A 21,961-nucleotide genomic window follows, 5' to 3' on the forward strand; every position below is an offset into this window, starting at 1 on the left:
AAACGGGGCATGAGGGAAGACCGGCTGGTCACGAGGATGGCGCAGCGACATGACACAGTGCTGGAGAACACGGCGACTGCGTAAAATAGACGCATAAAGTCTTAATAAACCCCTGGTCATGGCCCGGCGCCATCTTATGCCGCGGCTTTTGGCCAAGGCAATAGAAATCATGGCGGCTGTGCTGTGGAGTCTGACTGCCGAAGAGTCACCATGACATTGGCCACCGGCTATGTCTTACTGCCGTACTTGTTGCCAAAACGCCTTGAGCGGGAATTGCTGCTGGATGATCTTCGCCAACTGCGCCTTGCCGCTGTCATCCAGGCTTAGCTGAGTGTCCTTGTGATATCTCAGCCCACTCAATGTGGCAAGCTGGTCATCCAAGTCGCGGATTTGCGCAATCACCTGCAAGGCCAGATTATTTAGCCCCGCCTCAGCATAAACTTTTGCAATATCTGCCAGTGAACTATCTGTCTTTCGGTTTTTGGCTAGCGCAAGCAATTCAGGCGGCAGCTCTTTAATCGCCGCGTATCCCTGAGCGATATCGTCAAAGGGGATGTTTAAGTCATAATCGATGAGATTAACCAGACTCAATGCATGGTTCAGGCGCGCTTTTGCTTTCTCAAGGTCGCCATGTTTGAGATAGCCCTTGGCAACATGCAGCCAGGCGGCGACCTGATATTCAGGGTCGAAGTTAACCCAGGCCGCCGCGCGCTCGGCAAGCGCAAACTCACCTGCGTCAGCATAAATATCGATCAGCGTGTTAGCATTATCGGCATTATCACTACCCCATTTCGCTGCAGACAACAAAAACCGCTGGGCGCGGTAAAAATCCCCGGCCCTGGCATATGCCACAGCAAACTCACTCTCTCTCCTCAGGGAGGGGCTATACGATTCCCCCTCAGCAGTGGTAATGGTCTCGGTATTGAGCCGTTCATTAATCAGCTCGGCCTGCTCGATTAGTCCGTTGTATAGCAATATATCTACCATCTTACCGCCGACATAATCTATTGCCTGATAATTGGATTTAAATAGAATGTTCAACCCTTGCTGACACATATCCACGCCAAGCTCAATTTGCCCTGCTTGAATGTAATTGTAAGCATAGTTAAATAATAAATCTGCTATGTGGATTGGCCGAGTCTCTGTGTTGATCCGCTGCCTTACGTACTGAACATAGACAGCGCTTTTATCATATTTTAACAGCCTAAACAGCATGGTTTCTGAGGTGTCGCCACTGTTGGATGAGATTCGATCATAGGCTGCCAAAGAAGCCTGAGGATCATTGGCTATCAAGTACCCAATGGCGAGTATTTCATTAAGCTTATTGCGCTGTGGCTCATTTAGATCTGCTTCCGATAACATCTGCATGAGTGCTGGTTCAACCAGATATACATCTCCTTTTAGCGCAACACGATAAGCCAACCGCCACCACGCCTCTGAATAGTGTTCAGGCACGCCAGCTATTTCTACCAACTCAGCCCATCGCTCCCGATATGGCAACTGATACTGCATCCGAGCAAGCGTCATAATCCTAAGCTCTTCAGGCTCAAACTGAGCCACAAGCCTTAAGCTTGTCTCGGCGAGAAGGGGGGATAAGTCTCTGTGACTCAGCAAAAATAAAATGGCTCTACGATCTTTGTCTTGCAGTTTATCTAGTTTGGAAAACCCCTTTATCAGGGTGTCAGCCGCCAGTTCCGGTTGGCCAATATGGTCATACGCTTCCACCAAATGTTTCATTTCCAATGCATAATATATAGGATGAAATGACTGTTTCTGGTTGCATATTTGTCTTAAGGCCATCAACTGGCCAAATAGCTCTGACTGCTCTTGGCTTAATACGGAGCTGGTCGCCACTGCCAACCATTGCGGGTCAATTCGACAATGTTCTGGAAACGGGCTTTGCTTAAATCTTTTCAGATTAAGCAGTAGCGCCGCATCAAAGGCAGAGGATTCAGCGATTGCCCGTTGCCTCAGCGTGTTGCCCATGGTCTGCCATTGTGTCGGGCTGACTCCTGGGAAAATGTCTTGCGTCGGATTGCCCTCGTCGGCCCGGGGGTTGGCGAGGGAGGACTGTAGCGCCTGATACTGGCGATAGGCCGCCGAATAGCTGTCAGCCTGATTGACCATGGCCTGAAAGTGCGCCAACGGACTTGCCTGCCCGTCAGCGGCGGCATCTAAGCCAACACAGCAAACGAAGAGTCCCGCCAAAAGCCACCGATGCATACCTGCTCCTTGTGTGAAATATAACCTTGTTATCCTAATCGCCACCGCGACAAGCTAGGTGCTGGCAGGCGCCAGCGGCAGCCTGCTGCGGCAGTGGGGGTAATGGCTGCAGCCCCAGAACCGCTCGCCGGCCCGCGCGCCCTGTTTTACCTGCCGCAGCACCATGGGATCGCCGCACTTGGGGCAGGCGGGGGTGGCCGTCTCGGCGGTATGGGGCGAGGTGGCGTGAGGCAGGGTGGTGTGGGGAACGGAAGCCTTAGTCCCCGGGGGCGGCTCGGGCACCATGTCGCTATCGGCCGGACGGGCCTGGACCCTGGGTTTGGTCTGGCTCGCCATGATAGGCTTGGCCTGACTGGGGGCCGCGGGCTTGCCATGCTTCTGCCTGAGGTGCGCCACATGGGCCCGGTTGGTCTTAAAGCCCGGAGCCAGCCGCTGGGCTTCTATCTGGGTCAGGATCTCCGCCACCCGGGCTTCGCTCAGCACAGTCGCTTGATGGCGCAGGATGTAACGCAGATAACCGGCACCCGTGGTGACGTTCTCCGGCATCGGCGTCTTGAAACTGGCGTCCCCCACAAAGGCGATGACCGAGAACAGCTGGCCGTCCTCCAGCCCCAGCAACGTCTGGAGCGTCTTGGTGTGCTTGTAGTTTTGAAACAGCGGGTTCTGGAACTTGTGGGTCTGTTTGTAGATCTTCTGCGTCCAGGTGCGCTGCTGCTCGCCACCGAAGATCCAGCCGCGCATATTCTTGGTCTCCACCACAAACACCCCGTAGACAGAGACGATCAGATGGTCGATCTGCGTGCTGCCATCCTCGGTGGGCAGGGTGACATCCTTCACCAGGTGATAAACGTCCTTATCGAGCCGCCACCGCACCGCCGTATTGACAAAAAACTCCCCCAGCTTGCCCTTAAACCAGGGAGATTTAATCACCAACACCAGCAGGAATGCCGGCAGCAGGATATAGAGCTGGCTAAGCAGGGGGTTAAGGAGCAGGGTAAGGTCCATGATATGTTTCCAAGATGGATGGATTTAAATAGATGCGATGACCATTAAGATAGTCTTCCGCTACTTGCATGATTCATTCAAAGTCACCGATCGCACATCTGTTTTAGTTTTTTCCTTTCTATCCCAATTTTAAATTCATTGATGGTGTCTTGCGGCAGTATGTGCTCACTTCCTTTTATGACTTGCAGTGCATGATGACAGTCATTGCCGTTTATCAGCTTGTGAGCATAAAGGTTAGATGCTACGACATACATTTCTTTGATTTGCCAGAGCAATGGGTAGGGTTCATTATTATCATCGCTTTCAATAAATTCGGACATATCTTCAAGCAGTTTCTCTGAGAAACTGCCGCCGCCAGCAGGGTCCAGGTTGAATTCAATCTGCTGAAGGATTATCGCCATGGCAAATCTTAGCTTCATGCCATCGTAGAGTGTTCTCTCATAGGGCTCTAGGATGCGGGAGGCCTCTAATGCTTCTTCCTTTGCTAAATGGTTTTTGCCTAACTTGGCATGTGCATAGGCTTTCATCATTAAAACATTGACAACTGAGTCAATGCACTCAATATCCCCTTGTTGCTTATTTCCAGTTGAGAGCTTTAATTCATCGATTTCTGCGTAATTGTGAGCGTTTAGCAAGGCTTCAATTTTGCTTTGAAGGCTGAGGGCATCAGTGCAAGCAACTAGTCTGTTGCTTATGGATAGGCTGGATGCCAGCACTAAGAGTGAGATTATTTTAGTCACGACAATCTCTTGCGACAAGGTTTAATAATGACTGATGGGCGCCGTTGTGCTTTTTTGAGTGGTTCGCTACTAATAAGCCCGTAGGTTTGGCTGAGCATGCGAAGCCAAACGTGTACAAAGTAACCGACTTTAAGGCCGCCGCGGCTTTATCAGTTCAGAAGTGGATTATTAATAATCACGACTGGCCTGCCGCATATAATCACCCCCGCGGTAACCGATGGGCTTCATTATATTCAGCCCAACCTACGAGCTGCTCGAGGATACGCTGGACAAGAAGCTGTCGACCAGAGACGGTTAATCGGGAATTTTTATGGTTGTTCACTCGGGCACCTCGGATGATTGGTTTGGTGGCGCCTCCAATTTTCCGTAAATGCCCCGAGTGAACAACCTACAGAGAGATCACAGCTAGGTGTCCATAGGAACCTCATCCCAGTTTTCCTCCACACCATAAGCCCAATCTATAGCCTTCCGTCGTTTCGAAATTATGCTTTCACTAAGGTCGCAATGTTGCCCAATCAGTCGGCAGTTTTTCGTGTACCAGTGCATTCTATAAAGAAGGTCTGATTGTTCTTGAATTTCATAAATTGGACGCAGTATGGCGCTTCGGATGAAATTATTAGGATCTATTTTGAATGGAATCTTATGCGCCAAGTCGTCATCACAGTGCTTAAAGTGGTCAAGCTCAACAAGTCCAATACACCATGCTAGAGCTTGGGCACATTCTTTTTGCCAAAACATATCTTCTTTGTCTTGATCACCAAGAACCACTGCGCCTAGTAGCTTTTTCTCATGCTCGCTCACAAACTGCATCAGATCGAATTTTTGAAGCAGGGCACAAAGATCGCTGCCTTTGGCACCAAAACCAAGTCCAATGACATAAGCAAGAGCACAGAGTCTGCCTGCTACGTCTGTTGCACTTTTTGGCACTACCTCATCCAACCCCTCGATCACTGGCAGCTGCGAAGGCACTTCGATACCAACCGAAGCGAGATAGTTTGTGGTATTTGTTTTTAGATCTTCCATGTTCATTTCTCAAAGAACCCTAACACCTGGCATAAGTTGCACCAACGCTGAACTAACAAAGTGCTCAGTAGCCATAGGTTGGGCTGAGCTTGCGAAGCCCAACGTTTACCGAGAACCGACTTTAAGACCGTCGCGGCTTTATCTGTTAAGAAGTGGATAATAAAATAACGATTGACCTGTCGCGTATAACCTCCTCGCGGTAAACGTTGGGCTTCATTATATTCTGTCAAACCTACTTGCCAATATTGATTTAATTTATACATGGTGATGGGGATGTCATAAAGTGCGATTACTAATCGCACCTACGGGCTAGATCTGTATAATCTGTACAGCTTATGCAACTGGTGCGGAATTAGGCAAAGCCATTTAAATCTGTAAACATAAGTAATGGGATTTTATTCTAATTTGTTTTTTGAATGGAAGCCGAATTTTTTTAGACCTCTAAGTTTTTGCTTTATTCTCCCAAGTGTTTTGTTAACTTTGAGTTGGACATGGTTGATTTTTTTTCCATCACAAGCATTAACCACTTCCAGTTTACCGCCAATGTAGAATATATTGTGAATAATTAGACTTTTCCTGAATTTTCTAAAGCATGGGATTTCTTTGCATGATGATGTGTCGAAGTCAACATCTAAAATTTCAAGTGTCGCGCTGCCATTCATTTTCATTGGGAACTTAAAATTCAATCTTGGGAAGTGACACCATCGATCCCAGGTATTTATTTCCTCGGTATGCATTTCAGATTTAACTCGTACAATTCCACTATGATTTCCTATTGTCAGTAAAAAACCAATGATAGAGCAATTCCCGGTAAGCACTACCTTTTCATCGAAGCATTTTTCAACATTAAGTTTTTTTATGGACAGGTACTTTGTTTCATTAACAGCATTGACTGCGGGTATAATGCTTCTGTAATAATCGCCTAATATTATTTCAGAATAGATCCGACTGCCGTGTGCTGTAGTGTGAATATTATCTCTCAGAATGGTTTCAATGTTTGAGTTTGTTATTTTTTCATCTAAGGGAATATAGTGAATGTTTCGCTCTATCAGTGCTGCTTTACAGTATTGATAAAAATCACTTTTTTCTGGTGAACGTGAAGGAAAAAACAAGAAAATCACTTTACATTGAATGCTAGTTAATTTATTTATAATTGTGTCAATATAGGAAATAGTATTATCACCTATATCGTTGTAGGATGTACTAAACCAATCGACATAACAATGTGTTGGTTTTGCTTTTACCACTTCATCGATAAAGCAGATGCCTGCATCACATAGATGCATTCCTCCATAACCATATTTTTTTACTTCGATGTTGTCAACCGCAAGGGAAAAGTGATCAACATATCCATTTTTTTGCTCTGTCACACTTGCCCCAAAAAAAGCAATCATTTTTTCTTTCCTTTCGTTGGCACCAATGGTGTATCTTATGCTGAAGTATTATCTACATAGTATGATGGCTTATTTATCGCTTAACATATTTTCTATCGAATTTAACTGATCACTTGCCACAAGTTTAACTGCGTTTTTGAAAACATACCCAAGTCTCCGCTAGCCGGTGGGTGTTGTAATATAGGTGATGTTCTAAAATTTAAGGTGCCTCTCCTAACTTGTGTAATAGAAACTTATCACTGGTTCAATGATATGAGTATATTTTGTTTTCATAAACACTTTAATCTCGATGATAACTTTAATGATGGTGTTTGATGCATGACGTTACTTTCAAAATATACTCTTGTCGTTTAGAAGCACTGACTATGATCCAGGGCGTGAACATAAAATTTATTGAATAAACACACCACACTTTGACCTGGGTATTGGGTTGTGATCTGATACTCCCTTTTGGGAGCGCACCTATGTATTTTAATGCATCTTCACAAGTTTTCACCTATCTCCATGAGATGCGCTAAGTAGCAAAAATGCCTACCCCTTCTTCAACATCTAATTCACTGAAAGAGAATACCATCTCCATACAATCTGTCATGCAACCCATTGTGCCGACAGTGAAAATTTCGCCACTGTTTTTTGCGTCTGTGGATAGGCGGCAAATAGGCCACCTATCCCGCAGTGGGGCCTGATCGTAACCTTTACGATCATTGATACAGTGGTTTCCCGACGGGGTTTGGCTGGTTTCTGACCCGACACAGACGCTACCGCCCCTGGGTTCCAGCCCCCACGCTGCTGCTTGCACTACATCCTTGTGAGTCCCTATCCTAACCGGCCTTTACCGGTTTTGACACTCGGGTAGGTCACATTTGGCAATCTGTCAACGTGGCGGGCTGGGGGCAATGTTGGGCTTCGCTTGTGCTCAGCGCCAACCTACGGGTCTGTGGTTTCGCTGGGGCTGGCTAACGGGATCTGGCTCCCCTCTGTCTGGCCGAGGAGTGCGCGGCGGGCGGGGAGGCGAGGCAGGGATGCCGAGCCAGTCATCACCACGCAGGAGGCGTGTTGATGACGTTCCCCAAGCCCGGCGTGGACGACGAGGGAAGCCGCAGGCCCGGACAGCGGGGAGTGCCGGGTTCGCCAAGGGGGCGGCATGAGCCCCCTTGGCACGCCCCCGCGCCAGCGGAGAAGGTAAAGGCACCATTGCTGACAAAGGGCGGAACGGCCCAGGCGATCAGACGATTGCGACAGCCAAGCTGACCCCACCCCAGCCCTCCCCTTGGCAGGGGAGGGAGCCAAAGCGACCTGGCACGCCCCCGCGCCAGCGGAGAAGGTAAAGGCACCATTGCTGACAAAGGGCGGAGCGGCCCAGGCGATCAGACGATTGCGACAGCCAAGCTGACCCCACCCCAGCCCTCCCCTTGGCAGGGGAGGGAGCCAAAGCGCCCAGGTCTCGCCAGCGGCCAAAACAAAGGGCGGCCTCAGCCGCCCTATCAACCCCAAGGGATAACCGCTACTGCGGGCCATCCCCTTCCACGGGTTCCACGGTCAAACAGATGGAGTCCGCCGCCACCACCTTCACCAGGGCGCCATCGGCCAGGGCCTGCTCGCAGCGCACCGGCCAGACGGTGTCGTCGAGCTTGATGCGGCTGCTGCCGTTCTCCACCGCCTGCAGCAGCCGGGTCTGACGGCCAATATAGCGGCTCATGCGCTGATTGAGGGTGCGCTGGCTGTCGTCCTGGCTGTCCTTACCGTGCTGGATGCGCCACCAGATAAAGGTGGTGACGCTGGCGGCGACGGCAAACAGCAGCCACTGGGCCGTGGTGCCCAGGGGCAGCACCCAGCTGATGAGGCCGACCAGCAGGGCCGCCAGGCCCGTCCACAGCAGCAGGCCGGCGGTGCCCAAGAGCTCCAGCACCAGCAGCAGGCAGCCGAGGATCAACCAGTGCCAATGGCTCCAGCCGTGCAGCAGCTCGCTCATCATGCCTTGTTACCCTTGAGGTCTTTGAACAGCTCGCCGATGCCGGCCACCGAGCCGATGATCTGGCTGGCTTCCAGCGGCATCATGATGAGCTTGCTGTTGGGGCTGTCGCCGATGCGGGTCAGGGCTTCGGTGTACTTTTGCGCCACGAAGTACTGGATGGCCTGGGCGTTACCGCCGGCGATGGCGTCGGACACCATCTGGGTGGCCTTGGCTTCGGCCTCGGCCTGGCGCTCCCGCGCCTCGGAGGCCAGGAAGGCGGCCTGCCGCTCCCCTTCGGCCTTGAGGATCTGGGACTGCTTCTCCCCCTCGGCCTTCAGGATCTTGGACTGACGGATGCCTTCGGCTTCGAGGATCTCGGCGCGCTTCTGCCGTTCGGCCTTCATCTGGGCGTTCATGGAGGAGACCAGATCGGCGGGGGGCCGCACGTCCTTGATCTCGATGCGGGTCACCTTGACCCCCCAGGGGTTGGTGGCGGCGTCCACCGTCAGCAGCAGCTTCTCGTTGATGGCGTCCCGCTGGGAGAGCATCTGATCCAGCTCCATGGCCCCCAACACGGTACGGATGTTGGTCATGGTGAGGTTCTTGATGGAGAGCATCAGATCCGTCACCTCGTAGGCGGCCTTGTGGGCCTCGATCACCTGCACGAAGCTCACCGCATCTATGGTGACGTTGGCGTTATCCCGGGAGATGACCTCCTGGGGCGGGATATCCAGCACCTGCTCCATCATGTTGATGCGGCGGCCGATGCGATCCACGAAGGGGATCAGGATGTTGAGGCCGGGGCGCAGGGTGCGGGTGTAGCGGCCGAAGCGTTCCACCGTCCAGTTGAAGCCCTGGGGCACCACCTTGATGGCGCCTTTGAGGGTCATCACCACCAAAAAGACGAAGATCGCCAACACCACGGTACTGGGGTTGATAGGCAGCATGAATACTCTCCTGTAATGGTTTCAAACAGATACGCTGGGCATCTTACGCTGGCGGCTGGCCTAGCTCCAGTGTAGGGCAACAAAAACGCGGGCGGACGCAAGCTCGGCATCGCGGTCGTGGATCGCGGTTTTTAATAGCTCTTCGTTATAAAAAGTTCGTTTTTATTATTTTATGCCGGATTTGGCGCCGCCTATAGTCGCTGCTAAGCAATGGCGCCGCTGGGCGTCACCCCATATGCAAGGCGACAAGCGGCATCGGCAAGAGGCCGGCCTGAGGAGTAGGCAGTGATCGATAAGGCGAGATTGACCCATTTGAAGCAGCTCGAGGCAGAGAGCATTCACATCATCCGGGAAGTGGCGGCGGAGTTTGAGAACCCCGTGATGCTCTACTCCATCGGCAAGGACTCCTCCGTGATGCTGCACCTGGCCCTCAAGGCCTTCTATCCGGGAACCCTGCCGTTTCCGCTGTTGCACGTGGACACCAACTGGAAGTTCAAGGAGATGATCGCCTTCCGCGATTACACCGCCCAGAAGTACGGCCTGAACCTGCTGGTGCACAAGAACCCCGAGGGGCTGGCCATGAACATCAGCCCGTTCGAACACGGCAGCGCCAAGCACACCGACATCATGAAGACCCAGGGCCTCAAGCAGGCGCTGAACCAGTACGGCTTCGACGCCGCCTTCGGTGGTGCCCGCCGTGACGAGGAGAAGTCACGTGCCAAGGAGCGGGTCTACTCCTTCCGCGACAAGAACCACGCCTGGGATCCCAAGAACCAGCGCCCCGAACTGTGGCGCCTGTACAACGGTCAGGTGAACAAGGGCGAGAGCATCCGCGTCTTCCCCCTGTCCAACTGGACCGAGCTGGACATCTGGCAATACATCTACCTGGAAAACATCGAGCTGGTCCCCCTCTACTTCGCCAAGCCCCGCCCCGTGGTGGAGCGTGACGGCGTCAAGATCATGGTGGATGACGAGCGGATGCCCCTGGCCGAAGGCGAGGTGCCGCAGCAGGAGTGGGTGCGCTTCCGTACCCTGGGTTGTTACCCCCTGACCGGTGCCATCGACTCCCACGCCACCACGCTGCCGGAGATCATCGAGGAGATGCTGGTCTCCACCACCTCGGAGCGGCAGGGGCGGGTCATCGACAACGACAGCGCCGGCTCCATGGAGCTGAAGAAACGCCAGGGTTATTTCTAAGGATTAGGGGACAGACAAGATGAACAGCATTATCGCCGACGAAATCAAGCAAAGCGGCAGCATCGAGGCCTATCTGGAACAGCAGCAGCACAAGAGCCTGCTGCGCCTGCTGACCTGCGGCAGCGTGGACGACGGCAAGAGCACCCTGATCGGCCGCCTGCTGCACGACTCCCGCCAGGTGTATGAAGATCAGTTGAAGACCCTGCAATCCGACAGCCAGAAGGTGGGCACCACCGGCGAGAAGCTGGACTTCGCCCTGCTGGTGGACGGCCTGCAGGCGGAGCGTGAGCAGGGCATCACCATAGACGTGGCCTATCGCTACTTCTCCACCGCCAAGCGCAAGTTCATCATCGCCGACACCCCGGGCCATGAGCAGTACACCCGCAACATGGCCACCGGTGCCTCCACCTGCGAGCTGGCCATCATTCTGATCGACGCCCGCAAGGGGGTGCTGGAGCAGACCCGACGTCACAGCTTCATCGCCAGCCTGCTGGGGATCCGCCAGTTCGTGGTGGCCATCAACAAGATGGATCTGGTGGGCTTCGATCAAGGCATCTTCGAGCGTATCCAGGCCGATTACCTGGAGTTCGCCCGCCTGCTGCCCCCCACCAACATCAAGCTGGTGCCGCTCTCTGCCATCGACGGTGACAACCTGGTGACCAAGAGCGCCAACACCCCCTGGTACCAAGGTGAGCCCTTACTCACCCTGCTGGAAAACGCCGAGGTCGGTGAGCACAAGGATCACCTGCCGCTGCGCCTGCCGGTGCAGCTCGTCAGCCGCCCCAACCTGGACTTTCGCGGTTACATGGGCACCCTGGCGGCCGGCACCGTGCGCCCCGGCGACACCGTCACAGTGCTGCCGTCCGGCAAGCAGAGTGTGGTGGAGCGCATCGTCACCTTCGACGGCGATCTGGACGAGGCGGTAGCGGGTCAGGCCGTGACCCTCACCCTGAAGGATGAAATCGACATCAGCCGGGGTGACCTGCTGGTGGCGGCCAATGCCCCCACCCAGGTGGCCCGCCGCCTGCTGGCCAATCTGGTGTGGATGACCGAGGCGCCGCTACAGCCCGGTCGCCAGTACGACATCAAGCTGGCCACCAAGAAGACCCAAGGCCAGGTGGAGCTGATCCGCCACCGCATCGACGTCAACACCCTGGCTAAGCACGATGCCAGCGAGCTGGCCCTCAACGAGATCGGCCTGGTGGAGTTGGCACTCACTAATGCCGTGGCCGTGGATCCCTACACCGATGTGCGGGATACCGGCAGCTTCATCGTCATCGATCGCCTCACCAATGTGACCATAGGTGCCGGCATGGTGGTGGAAGCCCTCAGCGAAGGCAGCCGGCCCAAGGCGCACTACAGCGACTACGAGCTGGAATTGAACGCCTGGGTGCGCAAGCACTTCCCCCACTGGCAAGCCATCGACATCAGCAAGGAGTAACCCCTTATGACCTGGCAGCAGTTTCTGGTGCTGGGTCTGCTGGTTAGCCTCATCGTCTTGCTCGTACAGGGCAAGGTGCGCCCCGCCATGCTCTTTAGCGGGGCCGTGCTGGTGACTTACCTGGCAGGCCTGGCCGATATCGAAGAGGTGGTCAGCGGCTACACCAACAGCTCCTTGCTGACCCTGGTGCTGCTGCTGCTGGTCTCGGTGGCGGTGGAGAAGACCCGTATCATGAGCTGGTTCGCCAGCCTGATGGGGCGGGGCTCCTTCAACCTGGTGCTGGTGAAGCTGTGGTTCTCCACCGCCTTCCTCTCCGCCTTCGTCAACAATACCGCCGTGGTGGCCTCCTTGCTGGGCGCCATCAAGCGCAACCCCAATCACAGCGCCAGCCGCTTGCTGCTGCCCATGTGCTTTGCCGCCACCTTCGGCGGTGTGCTGACCCTGATCGGCACCTCCACCAACCTGATCGTCAACAGCTTCCTGGAGAAGCTGGGGGTGCCCCCCTTGGGTATGTTTGACTTCTTCATGGTGGGGGCGGGGACCCTGCTGACCGGCCTCATCGCCGTGCTGCTGTTCGCCCGTTACCTGCCGGAAGAGGAGAAGCGCGAGGAGATTCAGGACACCGCCTATTTTCTGGAGGCCAAGGTGCCGGCGGGCTCCCACATGATAGGCCGCTCGGTGAAGGACAACGGCCTGCGGGCCCTCAAGAGCCTGTTTCTGGCGGAGATCATCCGTGGCGATCAGGTGATCTGCCCGGTGGAGCCGAGCCAGGAGCTGCACGAAGGGGACGTGCTGCTGTTTGCCGGCGACGTGGAGAGCGTGGGCCTGCTGCAGGAGATGAAGGGGCTGGATCTGTACGGCGAGCATCGCCTGAAGGGCCAGCACCTGGTGGAGGTGATAGTGAGCCCTGGTTCGCACCTGGTGGGCCGTACCATCAAGGCGGCGCAATTCCGTCACCATTTTGATGCCGTGGTGCTGGCGGTGCGCCGTGGTAACAGCCGGCTCACCGGCGGTCTGGGCAAGATAGAGCTGCGCGGTGGCGACACCCTGCTGCTGGCACCGGGCTCCGGCTTTGCCCACAAGAAGTCCCTGTCCCGGGAGTTTGTGGTGGTGAGCGGCCTGGAGGCCTCCACTCGGCTGGACGGACGGCGCAGCGCCGCCGTGGTTGCGGGTTTTCTGGCCGTGCTGACCCTGTCGGTGCTTGGCTGGGTGCCCCTGTTCAAGGGCCTGCTGATCATGCTGGTGGGGCTGCTGCTCTCCGGTATCCTGACCCTGGCGGAGCTGCGCCGCCGCTTCCCGCTGGAGATCTGGCTGGTGGTGGGTGGGGCCCTGGCCCTGTCGGATCAGCTGCAGGCCACCGGCCTGGCCCAGGCCCTGGTGAGCTTTCTGCAGGCGCACTTCAACGGTGCCAGCCCTCTGCTGGCCTTCGTGGCGGTCTACCTGTTCACCCTGGTGCTCACCGAGCTGATGAGCAACAATGCCGCCGCGGCCCTGGCCTTCCCCCTGGCCTATCAGCTCTCCTTGAGCCTGGGGGTGGCCAGCATGCCCTTTATTCTGGCGGTACTGTTTGGCGCCAGCGCCAGCTTCCTGCTGCCCTATGGCTACCAGACCAACCTGATGGTCTATGCCGCCGGTAACTACCGGATGAAGAGTTACCTGACCCTGGCCCTGCCGGTCTCCCTGGCCTATTCGTTGGGAGTGCTGGTGATGGTGCCCCTGTTGTTTCCGTTTTAAGGAGTGCGTGTGAGCAATATCGTCTGGCACAGCCACCATATCGACAAGGCGGCCCGCGCCGCCCAGAAGGGCCACCAGCCGGCCCTGCTCTGGTTCACCGGCCTCTCCGGCTCCGGCAAGTCTACCCTGGCGGGCGCCCTGGAGGCGGCCTTGGTGGCGCGGGGCATCCACACCTACTTGCTGGATGGCGACAACGTGCGCCACGGCCTCTGCTCGGATCTGGGCTTCACCCCAAGCGATCGCCAGGAGAACCTGCGGCGCATCGGCGAGGTGGCCAAGCTGATGGTGGATGCGGGCCTCGTCGTGCTGGCGGCCTTCGTCTCGCCCTATCGAGCCGAGCGGCAGGCCATCCGCGAGCGCTTCGCCGAGGGCGAGTTCATCGAGGTGTTTGTGGACGTACCCCTGGCCGAGTGCGAGGCGCGGGATCCCAAGGGGCTCTACCAGAAGGCGCGGGCCGGCGAGATCAAGCACTTCACCGGCATCGACGACCCTTACGAGGCACCGGAGTCCGCCGAGGTGCACCTGCACAACCACGGTGTCGACATCAATACCGGCGTCGAGCAGCTGCTGGCCCAGCTGCAGGCACGGGGCCTGTTGCCGGCGTAACGGCGCAGTGCCCTGGGTGCCCGTCGGGCAGAGGGTTTCATTCGAGTGACAATCGTCCTCAGGCCGTTCCAATTAGGCCTTACCGAGACAGGGTTTTTGTGAGCTAAGCCCGGGAGAATCTGGTGAGTCACACACTTGTTGTGATAATGTTAACCAGGTTGCTGTCTTGTTTTGGGATGTAGTCATGAAGAGAGCCACTCCTCGGCCCATCAAGTGGGGCCTGCTGTTCACCTATCTCGCCGTCCTGGCCCTGTTGGCCGTTTATCTGTACCACTGAGTCTCCCCGGCCTGGCCGGGTGAGCTCTGTTTCTGCCTTTCCCCCTGCGAATTTTCCAGCACAGTTCAGCACAAATCTGCTTATGCCCAAGGCATGACTCCCTATACTAGTAGCCAAGACGCACACACAAGAAAGAGCACAGGGAGCGGTTATGGCATTGGTATGGGTTTATGGCACCCTGCGGCGGGGCGAGGGTAATCATGGTCTGCTGACCGATTGTGCCTATCTGGGACAGTGGTGGAGTCCGCCCTGTTTTTACCTGCTGGATCTGGGGGAGTACCCGGGTGTGATCACCGGGCAGCAGGCGGTGCTGGGGGAGATCTACGTGGTGGACGAGCCCACCCTGGCGCGGCTCGATCGGCTGGAGGAAGTGCCGGTGGAGTATGATCATGGCCGCTTGCGCACCCCCTGGGGCGAGGCGCTGTACTACCACTATCGCGGCCCCACCCGGGGGCTGGCGGCCATCGCCTCGGGGGATTGGCGGGCCCGCTACGTCTGCTAGCGTGCCCTACCGCCAGGCAGGCACAAAAAAGCCGACCCTCGGGTCGGCTTTTTGCTGGGGGCTTGCCCCCTGTTGGGCTATTAACCCTTGTAACGGGCCGCAGAGGCCAGGATTTCGGCTTCGGCTTCGGCCTTGTCGCCCCAACCATCAACCTTCACCCACTTGCCGGCTTCCAGTTCCTTGTAGCGCTCGAAGAAGTGCTGGATCTGGCCCTTGAGCAGCTCCGGCAGATCTTGTACGTCCTGGATGTGGTCATACAGCTTGGTCAGCTTGGAGTGGGGCACGGCCACTACCTTGGCGTCCTGACCGGATTCGTCGGTCATCTTCAGCACGCCCACCGGACGGCAGCGGATCACGGCGCCCGGCACCAGGGGGTAGGGGGTCGGCACCAGCACGTCCACCGGATCCCCGTCCAGAGACAGGGTGTGGTTCACGTAGCCGTAGTTGCAGGGGTAGAACATGGGAGTGGCCATGAAGCGGTCAACGAAGATGGCACCGGAGTCCTTGTCCACTTCATACTTGATGGGGTCGGCGTTTTGCGGGATCTCGATGACCACATAGATGTCTTCGGGCAGGCTCTTGCCGGCCGGCACATTGTTCAGGCTCATGGCGGTTCCTTGAAAGAAAAATAAAGGGATAAATCGAGCCCGTATTATAGCCACCGGCGACCAAATGGCTACACTGCTGCCCAAACGAAGGGCGGATTGATAAACTGCCCGGGACTATTTGCAAGAGGATGCGGTATGCACATTCATATTCTGGGGATCTGTGGCACCTTCATGGGCGGCATTGCGGTGCTGGCCAAACAGCTGGGCCACAGGGTCACCGGCTCCGATGCCAACGTCTACCCGCCCATGAGCACCCAGCTGCGGGAGCAGGGCATCGAGCTCATTGAGGGCTATGATCCCGCCCAGCTGGAGCCGGCACCGGACATGGTGGTGATCGGCAACGCCATGAGCCGTGGCAACCCCTGTGTGGAATATGTCCTGAATCGCAACCTGCCCTATACCTCAGGCCCCGAGTGGCTAAGGGATCAGGTGCTGGCCTCCCGCTGGGTGCTGGGGGTGGCCGGCACCCATGGCAAAACCAGTACCGCCAGCATGCTGGCCTGGATCCTGGAAGACAATGGCATGCAGCCGGGTTTTCTCATCGGCGGCGTGCCGGGTAACTTCCCGGTGTCCGCTCGGCTGGGGGCGGATCCCTTCTTCGTCATCGAGGCCGACGAGTATGACTGCGCCTTCTTCGACAAGCGCTCCAAGTTCGTCCACTACCGGCCGCGGACCCTGATCCTCAACAACCTGGAGTACGATCACGCGGACATCTTCCCGGATCTGGCGGCCATCCAGCGGCAGTTCCACCATCTGATCCGCACCGTACCCGGCACCGGCCGTCTGTTGATGGCGGGGGATGACGTGGCCCTGGCGGAGGTGCAGCGCATGGGCTGCTGGAGCGAGCTGGAACAGGTGGATGGCGCTGAGGCCCCCTGGCAGGCCCAGTTGCTCAGCGACGATGGTTCCGCCTTCCGTGTGCTGCTGGACGGGGAAGCCATCGGCGAGGTGCACTGGCCGGTCATCGGTCGGCACAACGTGCACAACGGCCTGATGGCCATCGCCGCCGCCCGTCATGCCGGCATCAAGCCGGCGGATGCCATCGCCGCCCTGGCGCGCTTCGTGCTGCCCCGCCGACGCATGGAGCTCAAGGGGGTGGTGAACGGCATCAGCGTGTATGACGACTTCGCCCACCACCCCACGGCGATTGCCACCACCATCGCCGGCCTGCGGGCCAAGGTGGGGGCGGCCCGCATCCTGGCGGTGCTGGAGCCGCGCTCCAACACCATGAAGCTGGGGGTGCATCAGGCCGAGCTGGCCAACTCCCTGGTGCAGGCGGATCTGGCCTACCTCTCCACCTCGCCCAACCTGGGCTGGGATATCCATCAGGTGGCGGCCACGGCCCCGCTGCCTTGCAGCGTGCATCTGGACATCGATCAGCTGGTGGAGACCCTGGCCCTGGAGGCCAAGCCCGGCGATCACCTACTGCTGATGAGCAACGGCGGCTTCGGTGGCATCCACGACAAGCTGTTGACTCGCCTGGCCCAGCAGGAGGCCTTGGCGTGCAACGCCTGACCCTGGCCATCACCGGGGCCTCCGGCGCCCCTTATGCGTTGCGCCTGCTGGCCTGCCTGCTGCAGGCCGGGGTGCAGGTACATCTGCTGCTATCGGATGCCGCCCGGGTGGTGCTGGCCACCGAGCTGGGGGAGACCTGGCCGGCGGAGGCTGACGCTTGCCGCGACTATCTGGCCCAGCGCTTTGGCTGTTCAGCCGAGCAGCTCAAGTTGCCTGGCCGGCATGACTGGTTCTCGCCGGTGGCCTCCGGCTCGGCAGCCCCCAAGCAGATGGTGGTGCTGCCCTGCTCCATGGGCACCCTATCGGCCATCGCCCATGGTGCCTCGGACAACCTGATAGAGCGGGCGGCGGATGTGGTGATCAAGGAGCGGGGGCAGCTCATCCTGGTGCCGCGGGAGACGCCCTATTCCAGCCTGCATCTGGAGAACATGCTCAAGCTCAGCCGGCTGGGGGTGACCATACTGCCGGCCTCACCGGGCTTCTATCATCAGCCCGCCTCGGTGCAGGATCTGGTGGATTTCGTGGTGGCGCGGCTGCTGGATCACCTGGGGTTGCCCCAGGCGCTGATGACCCCCTGGGGGCAATAGATCGCGGGGGCGGGCTTTGTGATAGACTCGCCGCCAGTTTGAATGTGAGTGCCCGCTGGGGCAGGAGAGAGACATGAAACACAGAGTCGATGTGATGATCCCCGAAGACGAGGTGCAGGCGCGCATCGCCGAGATGGGCCGGGAGATCAACGAGCGGTATCGCGACAGCGAGGAGCTGGTGATGGTGGGGCTGCTGCGCGGCTCCTGCGTCTTCTTGTCCGATCTGTGCCGTCATATTACCAGCACGGACGTCTGCCTGGATTTCATGACGGCGTCCAGCTACGGCAGCAGCATGACCAGCAGCCGTGAGGTGCGGATCATCAAGGACCTGGATGACGAGATCAAGGGCAAGGATGTGCTGATCGTCGAGGACATCATCGACACCGGTCATACCTTGAGCAAGGTGCGGGAGATCATGCGCCTGCGGGAGCCCAAGTCCCTGGCCATCTGCACCCTGCTGGACAAGCCGTCCCGCCGCGAGGTGGACGTGCCGGTGGACTGGGTGGGCTTCGCCATCCCCGACGAGTTCGTGGTGGGAGTGGGCATCGACTATGCTCAGCGCTATCGCAACCTGCGTTACATCGCCAAGGTGGTGCCGCTGGAGTAAGCCGGCGCAGCCTGAGCGGGATTGTCCTGATAGGTGGCACAATGCCACCTTTTTTTTGCCATTTTTTTGTCCGTCGGGCTGGCTATAATGCGGGTCGGTTTTCGCTGCCTTTTGGCGGCAAGCAGGATGAGGCAGTATGCAGGCACTCACTATTACAGGATTACGCAAGACCTATCGCGGCGGCGTCGAGGCCCTAAAGGGCATAAATCTGACGGTGCAGCAGGGGGACTTCTACGCCCTGCTGGGTCCAAACGGCGCAGGCAAGTCCACCACCATCGGCATCATCAGCTCCCTGGTGAACAAGAGCGCCGGCCAGGTGTCGGTGTTTGGCTTCGATCTCGATAGCCAGCTGGAGCAGGCCAAGGCCCAGATCGGTCTGGTGCCCCAGGAGTTCAACTTCAGCCAGTTCGAGAAGGTGCGCCAGATCGTCATCAATCAGGCGGGCTTCTATGGCGTGCCGCGCAAGGAGGCCGAGGTACGGGCCGAGCGCTATCTCAAGGCGCTGGATCTGTGGGATAAGCGGGAGGTGCAGGCCCGCACCCTGTCCGGCGGCATGAAGCGCCGGCTGATGATAGCCCGGGCCCTGATGCACGAACCCAAGCTGCTGATCCTGGATGAACCCACCGCCGGGGTGGATATCGAGATCCGCCGCTCCATGTGGACCTTCCTGCGGGAGCTCAACGCCCAGGGGGTCACCATCATACTCACCACTCACTATCTGGAAGAGGCCGAGATGTTGTGCCGCAACATCGGCATCATCGACAAGGGACGCATCATAGAGAACACCAGCATGGCGGCCCTGCTGGGCAAGCTGCGGGTGGAGACCTTTGTGCTGGATCTGGACTGTCCCGCCGCCGACCTGCAGTTGACCGGCTATGCCCATCACCCGGTGAACAGCCACAGCCTGGCGGTGCAGGTGGAGAAGCAGCAGGGGCTCAACCCCTTGTTCGAACAATTGACGGCCCAGGGGGCCAAGGTGCTCAGCCTGCGCAACAAGGCCAACCGGCTCGAAGAGCTGTTCGTGCAACTGGTGGAGGAGGGCCGTCGCCAATGAGCCAGATCTATTGGATTGCCTTCAAGAGCATGCTGGTCAAGGAGATCAGCCGCTTCATGCGCATCTGGGTGCAGACCCTGGTGCCGCCGGCCATCACCATGAGTCTCTACTTCATCATCTTCGGCAACCTGATCGGCAGCCGAATTGGCCAGATGCACGGCTTCAGCTACATGGAGTTCATCGTGCCGGGCCTCATCATGATGTCGGTGATCACCAACTCCTATGCCAACGTGGCCTCGTCCTTCTACAGCGCCAAGTTCCAGCACTATATCGAGGAGATGCTGGTGGCGCCGGTGCCCAACTATGTGATCATCGCCGGCTATGTGGCCGGTGGGGTGGCCCGCGGCCTGTGTGTGGGAGCCATAGTCACCGCCGTGTCCCTGTTCTTCGTGCCCTTGCAGATCCACGATCCTGTGAGTCTGGTGTTGACCCTGCTGCTCACCGCCATCCTGTTCTCCCTGGCGGGGTTGCTCAACGCCATCTTCGCCAAGAGCTTCGATGACATCAGCCTGATCCCCACCTTCGTGCTGACCCCGCTCACCTACCTGGGTGGCGTCTTCTACAGCATCAGCCTGTTGCCACCCTTCTGGCAGGGCGCCTCTCAGCTCAATCCCATCCTCTACATGGTCAATACCTTCCGCTATGGCTTCCTGGGGGTGTCGGATGTGTCGCTGTGGCTGGCCTATGGCCTGATCGGTGGCTGCATCCTGCTGCTCTACGCCCTGGTGTGGGTGTTGATCCAGCGGGGCATAGGCCTGCGCAGTTGAGATGCACATGAGCAACGAACGGGCCTGCGGGCCCGTTTTTTATCGGGCGCAAAGCGGATGAGGGAAAACGCAGGCAAAAAAAAGACCCTCTCGGGTCGTCTTGTGTACAGCAGATAGGGTGTTGCGTTGGGCCCTGATCGGGCAATGTCTCTGGATAATCGTAACTTACTGTGTTGTTGGCTGTGTTGTTGGCCGTACCTTAGCGGTACAGATCCTTTTGCACGCGGCTCTTGAAGAACAGGTTGCTAACGGCAGCCAGGGCAAGCAGGTCGTAGTTGTACATGGTGAACTCCTTGGTTGAGGTTTTTGTTTTGTGGCCCTTTCGTTTGACCACGGTCTCACTTTAGCAAAAAGCGTGAGCCATGCAACAAAAAAGTGAAATTAAATTACCCAAATTTCTTGAAAATGGTTTCCTGATGGCGACCTGACAGGGATGTTTATGTAATTTTATTACGAGATGATGACGGCGCCGGGTCCAGACGGTGACAGAGGCGGCGCGCCAGGGCCTCGGCCTCGTGCTCCAGCGGGTGTTGCTCATAGCCGTGGCGCAGCAGGGCTTGCAGATAAAGGTGGGTGAAGCCTTCCTGCCCGAGCCGTTCATACTGGGCCACATGCACCAGTTCATGGGCCAGTATGCCGGGATCGCCCCAGGCATCCGGATGCAGCACCATGGCGTAGCCCAGGGTAAAGCCCCACAGCCGCTCGGCAGCGAGGCCGTGCCGCACCAGGGTGGCGCGCAGCGGCAGGGGATAGGCGCGAGGCAGGTGACGACGCCACAGCAGCCGTACCCGCTGCGGGCTGTGAACCCCCATCCGGCGGGCCAGCTGGCGTTGCTGGGGCGACAGCGGACGCCCCTGTCGTCGCAGGTGCCAGCCCTGGTAATGGGCAAAATAGAGGGATTGGCACAGCAGCCGGTGTTCATTGGGGGTCAAGGGAAAGCGCCGACGGCGCCGGCGCCACCAAGGGATGACCTGCGTCGGCGCGAAGGCGGCATGTTGAAGCAGGCATTGATAGGGCATGGACCACTCCCGGCGGATTTGCCAAGAGGGTGACAACTTTGTCACCCCCCTGCAACCGACGGTTGTTGGCGTTGTGACTAGAGGCTAAAGGTGGGCAATGACAGGTGGCGGAAGATGGCGGTGATCCGCAGCGCCAGCAGGCCCACCATGGAGATCAGCATGGCGGGCAGGGCGCCCAGCCCCAGCTCCAGGCTGCCGGTGTACAGGATACCGCCGACGATACAGGCGGTGGCGTAGATCTCCTTTTGCAGCACCAGGGGTACCTCTCGCGCCAGCATGTCCCGGATCATGCCCCCCGCCACCCCCGTGATGACCCCCATGACCACGGCCACCATGTTGGAGGTGCCGAAGCTCAACGCCTTCTGGGCACCGATCACCACAAACAGTGCCAGTCCCAGGGCATCGGCCAGGGGCAGGGTATACCAGGGCAGTCGCTTGGGCAGCCGGGTCAGCAGCATGCCCAGGCCGGCGGTGCCCAGGATCACCCAGAGGTAGGTGGTGTTTTGGATCCAGAAGGGGCGGGCGCCGATCAGCAGATCCCGTATGGTGCCGCCGCCGATGGCCGTCACCGCCGCCAGAACGATGACGCCGATGGCGTCCATGCGCAGGCGGCCGGCCATCAGCACGCCGGAGAGGGCGAAGATGGCGGTGCCAAAAAGATCCAGACCGTAGATCAGGTGTTCGATCAGATTGTTCATGATGGTCGAGCCAAGGTCGAAAGTGGCGGGATTGTAAAAGTTGTGTTGCTTGGGTGCCAGAGG

The 21,961-nt window shown here is 57.6% G+C and carries 21 protein-coding genes and 1 pseudogene; 10 read left to right on the plus strand and 12 right to left on the minus strand.

What is annotated here, in order from left to right:
* Nucleotides 1–234: 234 nt before the first annotated feature.
* The 8 genes and pseudogenes from ABD847_RS12670 to ABD847_RS12705 all read right to left on the minus strand — a co-directional run bounded on the left by ABD847_RS12670 (nt 235) and on the right by ABD847_RS12705 (nt 9,277).
* Nucleotides 235–2,223, minus strand: a complete 1,989-nt coding sequence (locus ABD847_RS12670; RefSeq protein WP_345013566.1) for a tetratricopeptide repeat protein — start codon at nt 2,221–2,223, stop codon at nt 235–237.
* Nucleotides 2,224–2,277: 54 nt separating this feature from the next.
* A complete protein-coding gene (locus ABD847_RS12675) occupies nt 2,278–3,228 on the minus strand; it encodes an NERD domain-containing protein (RefSeq protein ID WP_345013568.1) in 951 nt (316 codons plus the stop codon).
* 83 nt (nt 3,229–3,311) lie between these two features.
* Nucleotides 3,312–3,968, minus strand: coding sequence for a hypothetical protein (locus ABD847_RS12680; protein WP_345013570.1), 657 nt, complete (start codon nt 3,966–3,968; stop codon nt 3,312–3,314).
* 250 nt (nt 3,969–4,218) lie between these two features.
* Nucleotides 4,219–4,290: pseudogene (locus ABD847_RS12685) on the minus strand (leucine zipper domain-containing protein); the annotation flags it as partial.
* An 83-nt stretch (nt 4,291–4,373) separates the two neighbouring features.
* Nucleotides 4,374–4,991 (minus strand): DUF4272 domain-containing protein, encoded by a 618-nt coding sequence (locus tag ABD847_RS12690; RefSeq protein ID WP_345013572.1) that lies wholly within the window; start codon nt 4,989–4,991, stop codon nt 4,374–4,376.
* A gap of 395 nt (nt 4,992–5,386) precedes the next feature.
* A complete protein-coding gene (locus tag ABD847_RS12695; RefSeq protein WP_345013573.1) occupies nt 5,387–6,385 on the minus strand; it encodes an SGNH/GDSL hydrolase family protein in 999 nt (332 codons plus the stop codon).
* Nucleotides 6,386–7,889: 1,504 nt separating this feature from the next.
* Nucleotides 7,890–8,360 carry an NfeD family protein gene (locus ABD847_RS12700; protein ID WP_425568465.1) on the minus strand — a complete coding sequence of 157 codons (471 nt, stop codon included), beginning with the start codon at nt 8,358–8,360 and terminating at the stop codon, nt 7,890–7,892.
* Nucleotides 8,357–9,277, minus strand: coding sequence for an SPFH domain-containing protein (locus tag ABD847_RS12705; RefSeq protein ID WP_345013760.1), 921 nt, complete (start codon nt 9,275–9,277; stop codon nt 8,357–8,359). Before ABD847_RS12705 ends, ABD847_RS12700 begins: the two co-directional genes overlap by 4 nt.
* 297 nt (nt 9,278–9,574) lie before the next feature.
* Between ABD847_RS12705 and cysD the strand changes: the two genes are divergently transcribed.
* The 5 genes from cysD (at nt 9,575) to ABD847_RS12730 (ending at nt 15,043) form a co-directional block, all read left to right on the plus strand.
* Nucleotides 9,575–10,483 (plus strand): sulfate adenylyltransferase subunit CysD, encoded by a 909-nt coding sequence (gene cysD, locus ABD847_RS12710; RefSeq protein WP_425568466.1) that lies wholly within the window; start codon nt 9,575–9,577, stop codon nt 10,481–10,483.
* Nucleotides 10,484–10,502: 19 nt separating this feature from the next.
* Complete coding sequence (gene cysN / locus ABD847_RS12715; RefSeq protein ID WP_345013577.1) at nt 10,503–11,924, plus strand: sulfate adenylyltransferase subunit CysN; 1,422 nt, start codon at nt 10,503–10,505, stop codon at nt 11,922–11,924.
* Between the two features lie 6 nt (nt 11,925–11,930).
* Nucleotides 11,931–13,658 (plus strand): SLC13 family permease, encoded by a 1,728-nt coding sequence (locus ABD847_RS12720; protein ID WP_345013579.1) that lies wholly within the window; start codon nt 11,931–11,933, stop codon nt 13,656–13,658.
* Between the two features lie 9 nt (nt 13,659–13,667).
* On the plus strand, nt 13,668–14,264 hold the full coding sequence (gene cysC, locus ABD847_RS12725; RefSeq protein ID WP_345013581.1) for an adenylyl-sulfate kinase: 597 nt from the start codon (nt 13,668–13,670) through the stop codon (nt 14,262–14,264).
* Nucleotides 14,265–14,692: 428 nt separating this feature from the next.
* Nucleotides 14,693–15,043, plus strand: a complete 351-nt coding sequence (locus tag ABD847_RS12730; RefSeq protein ID WP_345013584.1) for a gamma-glutamylcyclotransferase family protein — start codon at nt 14,693–14,695, stop codon at nt 15,041–15,043.
* A gap of 80 nt (nt 15,044–15,123) precedes the next feature.
* Here ABD847_RS12730 and ppa read toward each other — a convergent pair whose 3' ends face one another.
* Complete coding sequence (gene ppa, locus ABD847_RS12735; RefSeq protein WP_345013586.1) at nt 15,124–15,651, minus strand: inorganic diphosphatase; 528 nt, start codon at nt 15,649–15,651, stop codon at nt 15,124–15,126.
* A gap of 135 nt (nt 15,652–15,786) precedes the next feature.
* Here ppa and mpl point away from each other — a divergent pair, with 135 nt between their 5' ends.
* From mpl to ABD847_RS12760, 5 genes are all read left to right on the plus strand, one after another.
* Complete coding sequence (gene mpl, locus ABD847_RS12740; protein ID WP_345013588.1) at nt 15,787–17,166, plus strand: UDP-N-acetylmuramate:L-alanyl-gamma-D-glutamyl-meso-diaminopimelate ligase; 1,380 nt, start codon at nt 15,787–15,789, stop codon at nt 17,164–17,166.
* Entirely contained in the window at nt 17,154–17,753 is a 600-nt protein-coding gene (locus ABD847_RS12745) for a flavin prenyltransferase UbiX (protein WP_345013591.1), read from the plus strand. The genes mpl and ABD847_RS12745 overlap by 13 nt, the downstream gene beginning before the upstream one ends.
* A 73-nt stretch (nt 17,754–17,826) precedes the next feature.
* A complete protein-coding gene (gene hpt, locus ABD847_RS12750; RefSeq protein WP_345013593.1) occupies nt 17,827–18,360 on the plus strand; it encodes a hypoxanthine phosphoribosyltransferase in 534 nt (177 codons plus the stop codon).
* A gap of 136 nt (nt 18,361–18,496) precedes the next feature.
* Nucleotides 18,497–19,414, plus strand: a complete 918-nt coding sequence (locus ABD847_RS12755) for an ABC transporter ATP-binding protein (RefSeq protein WP_345013595.1) — start codon at nt 18,497–18,499, stop codon at nt 19,412–19,414.
* Nucleotides 19,411–20,181: an ABC transporter permease gene (locus ABD847_RS12760; RefSeq protein WP_345013597.1), complete on the plus strand. Its 771-nt coding sequence runs from the start codon at nt 19,411–19,413 to the stop codon at nt 20,179–20,181. The genes ABD847_RS12755 and ABD847_RS12760 overlap by 4 nt, the downstream gene beginning before the upstream one ends.
* Before the next feature lie 199 nt (nt 20,182–20,380).
* On the opposite strand, the gene ABD847_RS12765 is transcribed toward ABD847_RS12760, so the two are convergent.
* From ABD847_RS12765 to ABD847_RS12775, 3 genes are all read right to left on the minus strand, one after another.
* Nucleotides 20,381–20,515 carry a hypothetical protein gene (locus tag ABD847_RS12765; protein ID WP_345013599.1) on the minus strand — a complete coding sequence of 45 codons (135 nt, stop codon included), beginning with the start codon at nt 20,513–20,515 and terminating at the stop codon, nt 20,381–20,383.
* Between the two features lie 103 nt (nt 20,516–20,618).
* Nucleotides 20,619–21,200, minus strand: coding sequence for a hypothetical protein (locus ABD847_RS12770; RefSeq protein ID WP_345013601.1), 582 nt, complete (start codon nt 21,198–21,200; stop codon nt 20,619–20,621).
* Between the two features lie 77 nt (nt 21,201–21,277).
* Entirely contained in the window at nt 21,278–21,898 is a 621-nt protein-coding gene (locus ABD847_RS12775; RefSeq protein ID WP_345013604.1) for a trimeric intracellular cation channel family protein, read from the minus strand.
* Between the last annotated feature and the right edge of the window lie 63 nt (nt 21,899–21,961).

Source organism: Pseudaeromonas paramecii, from assembly GCF_039540575.1.
Taxonomy (GTDB): domain Bacteria; phylum Pseudomonadota; class Gammaproteobacteria; order Enterobacterales; family Aeromonadaceae; genus Pseudaeromonas; species Pseudaeromonas paramecii.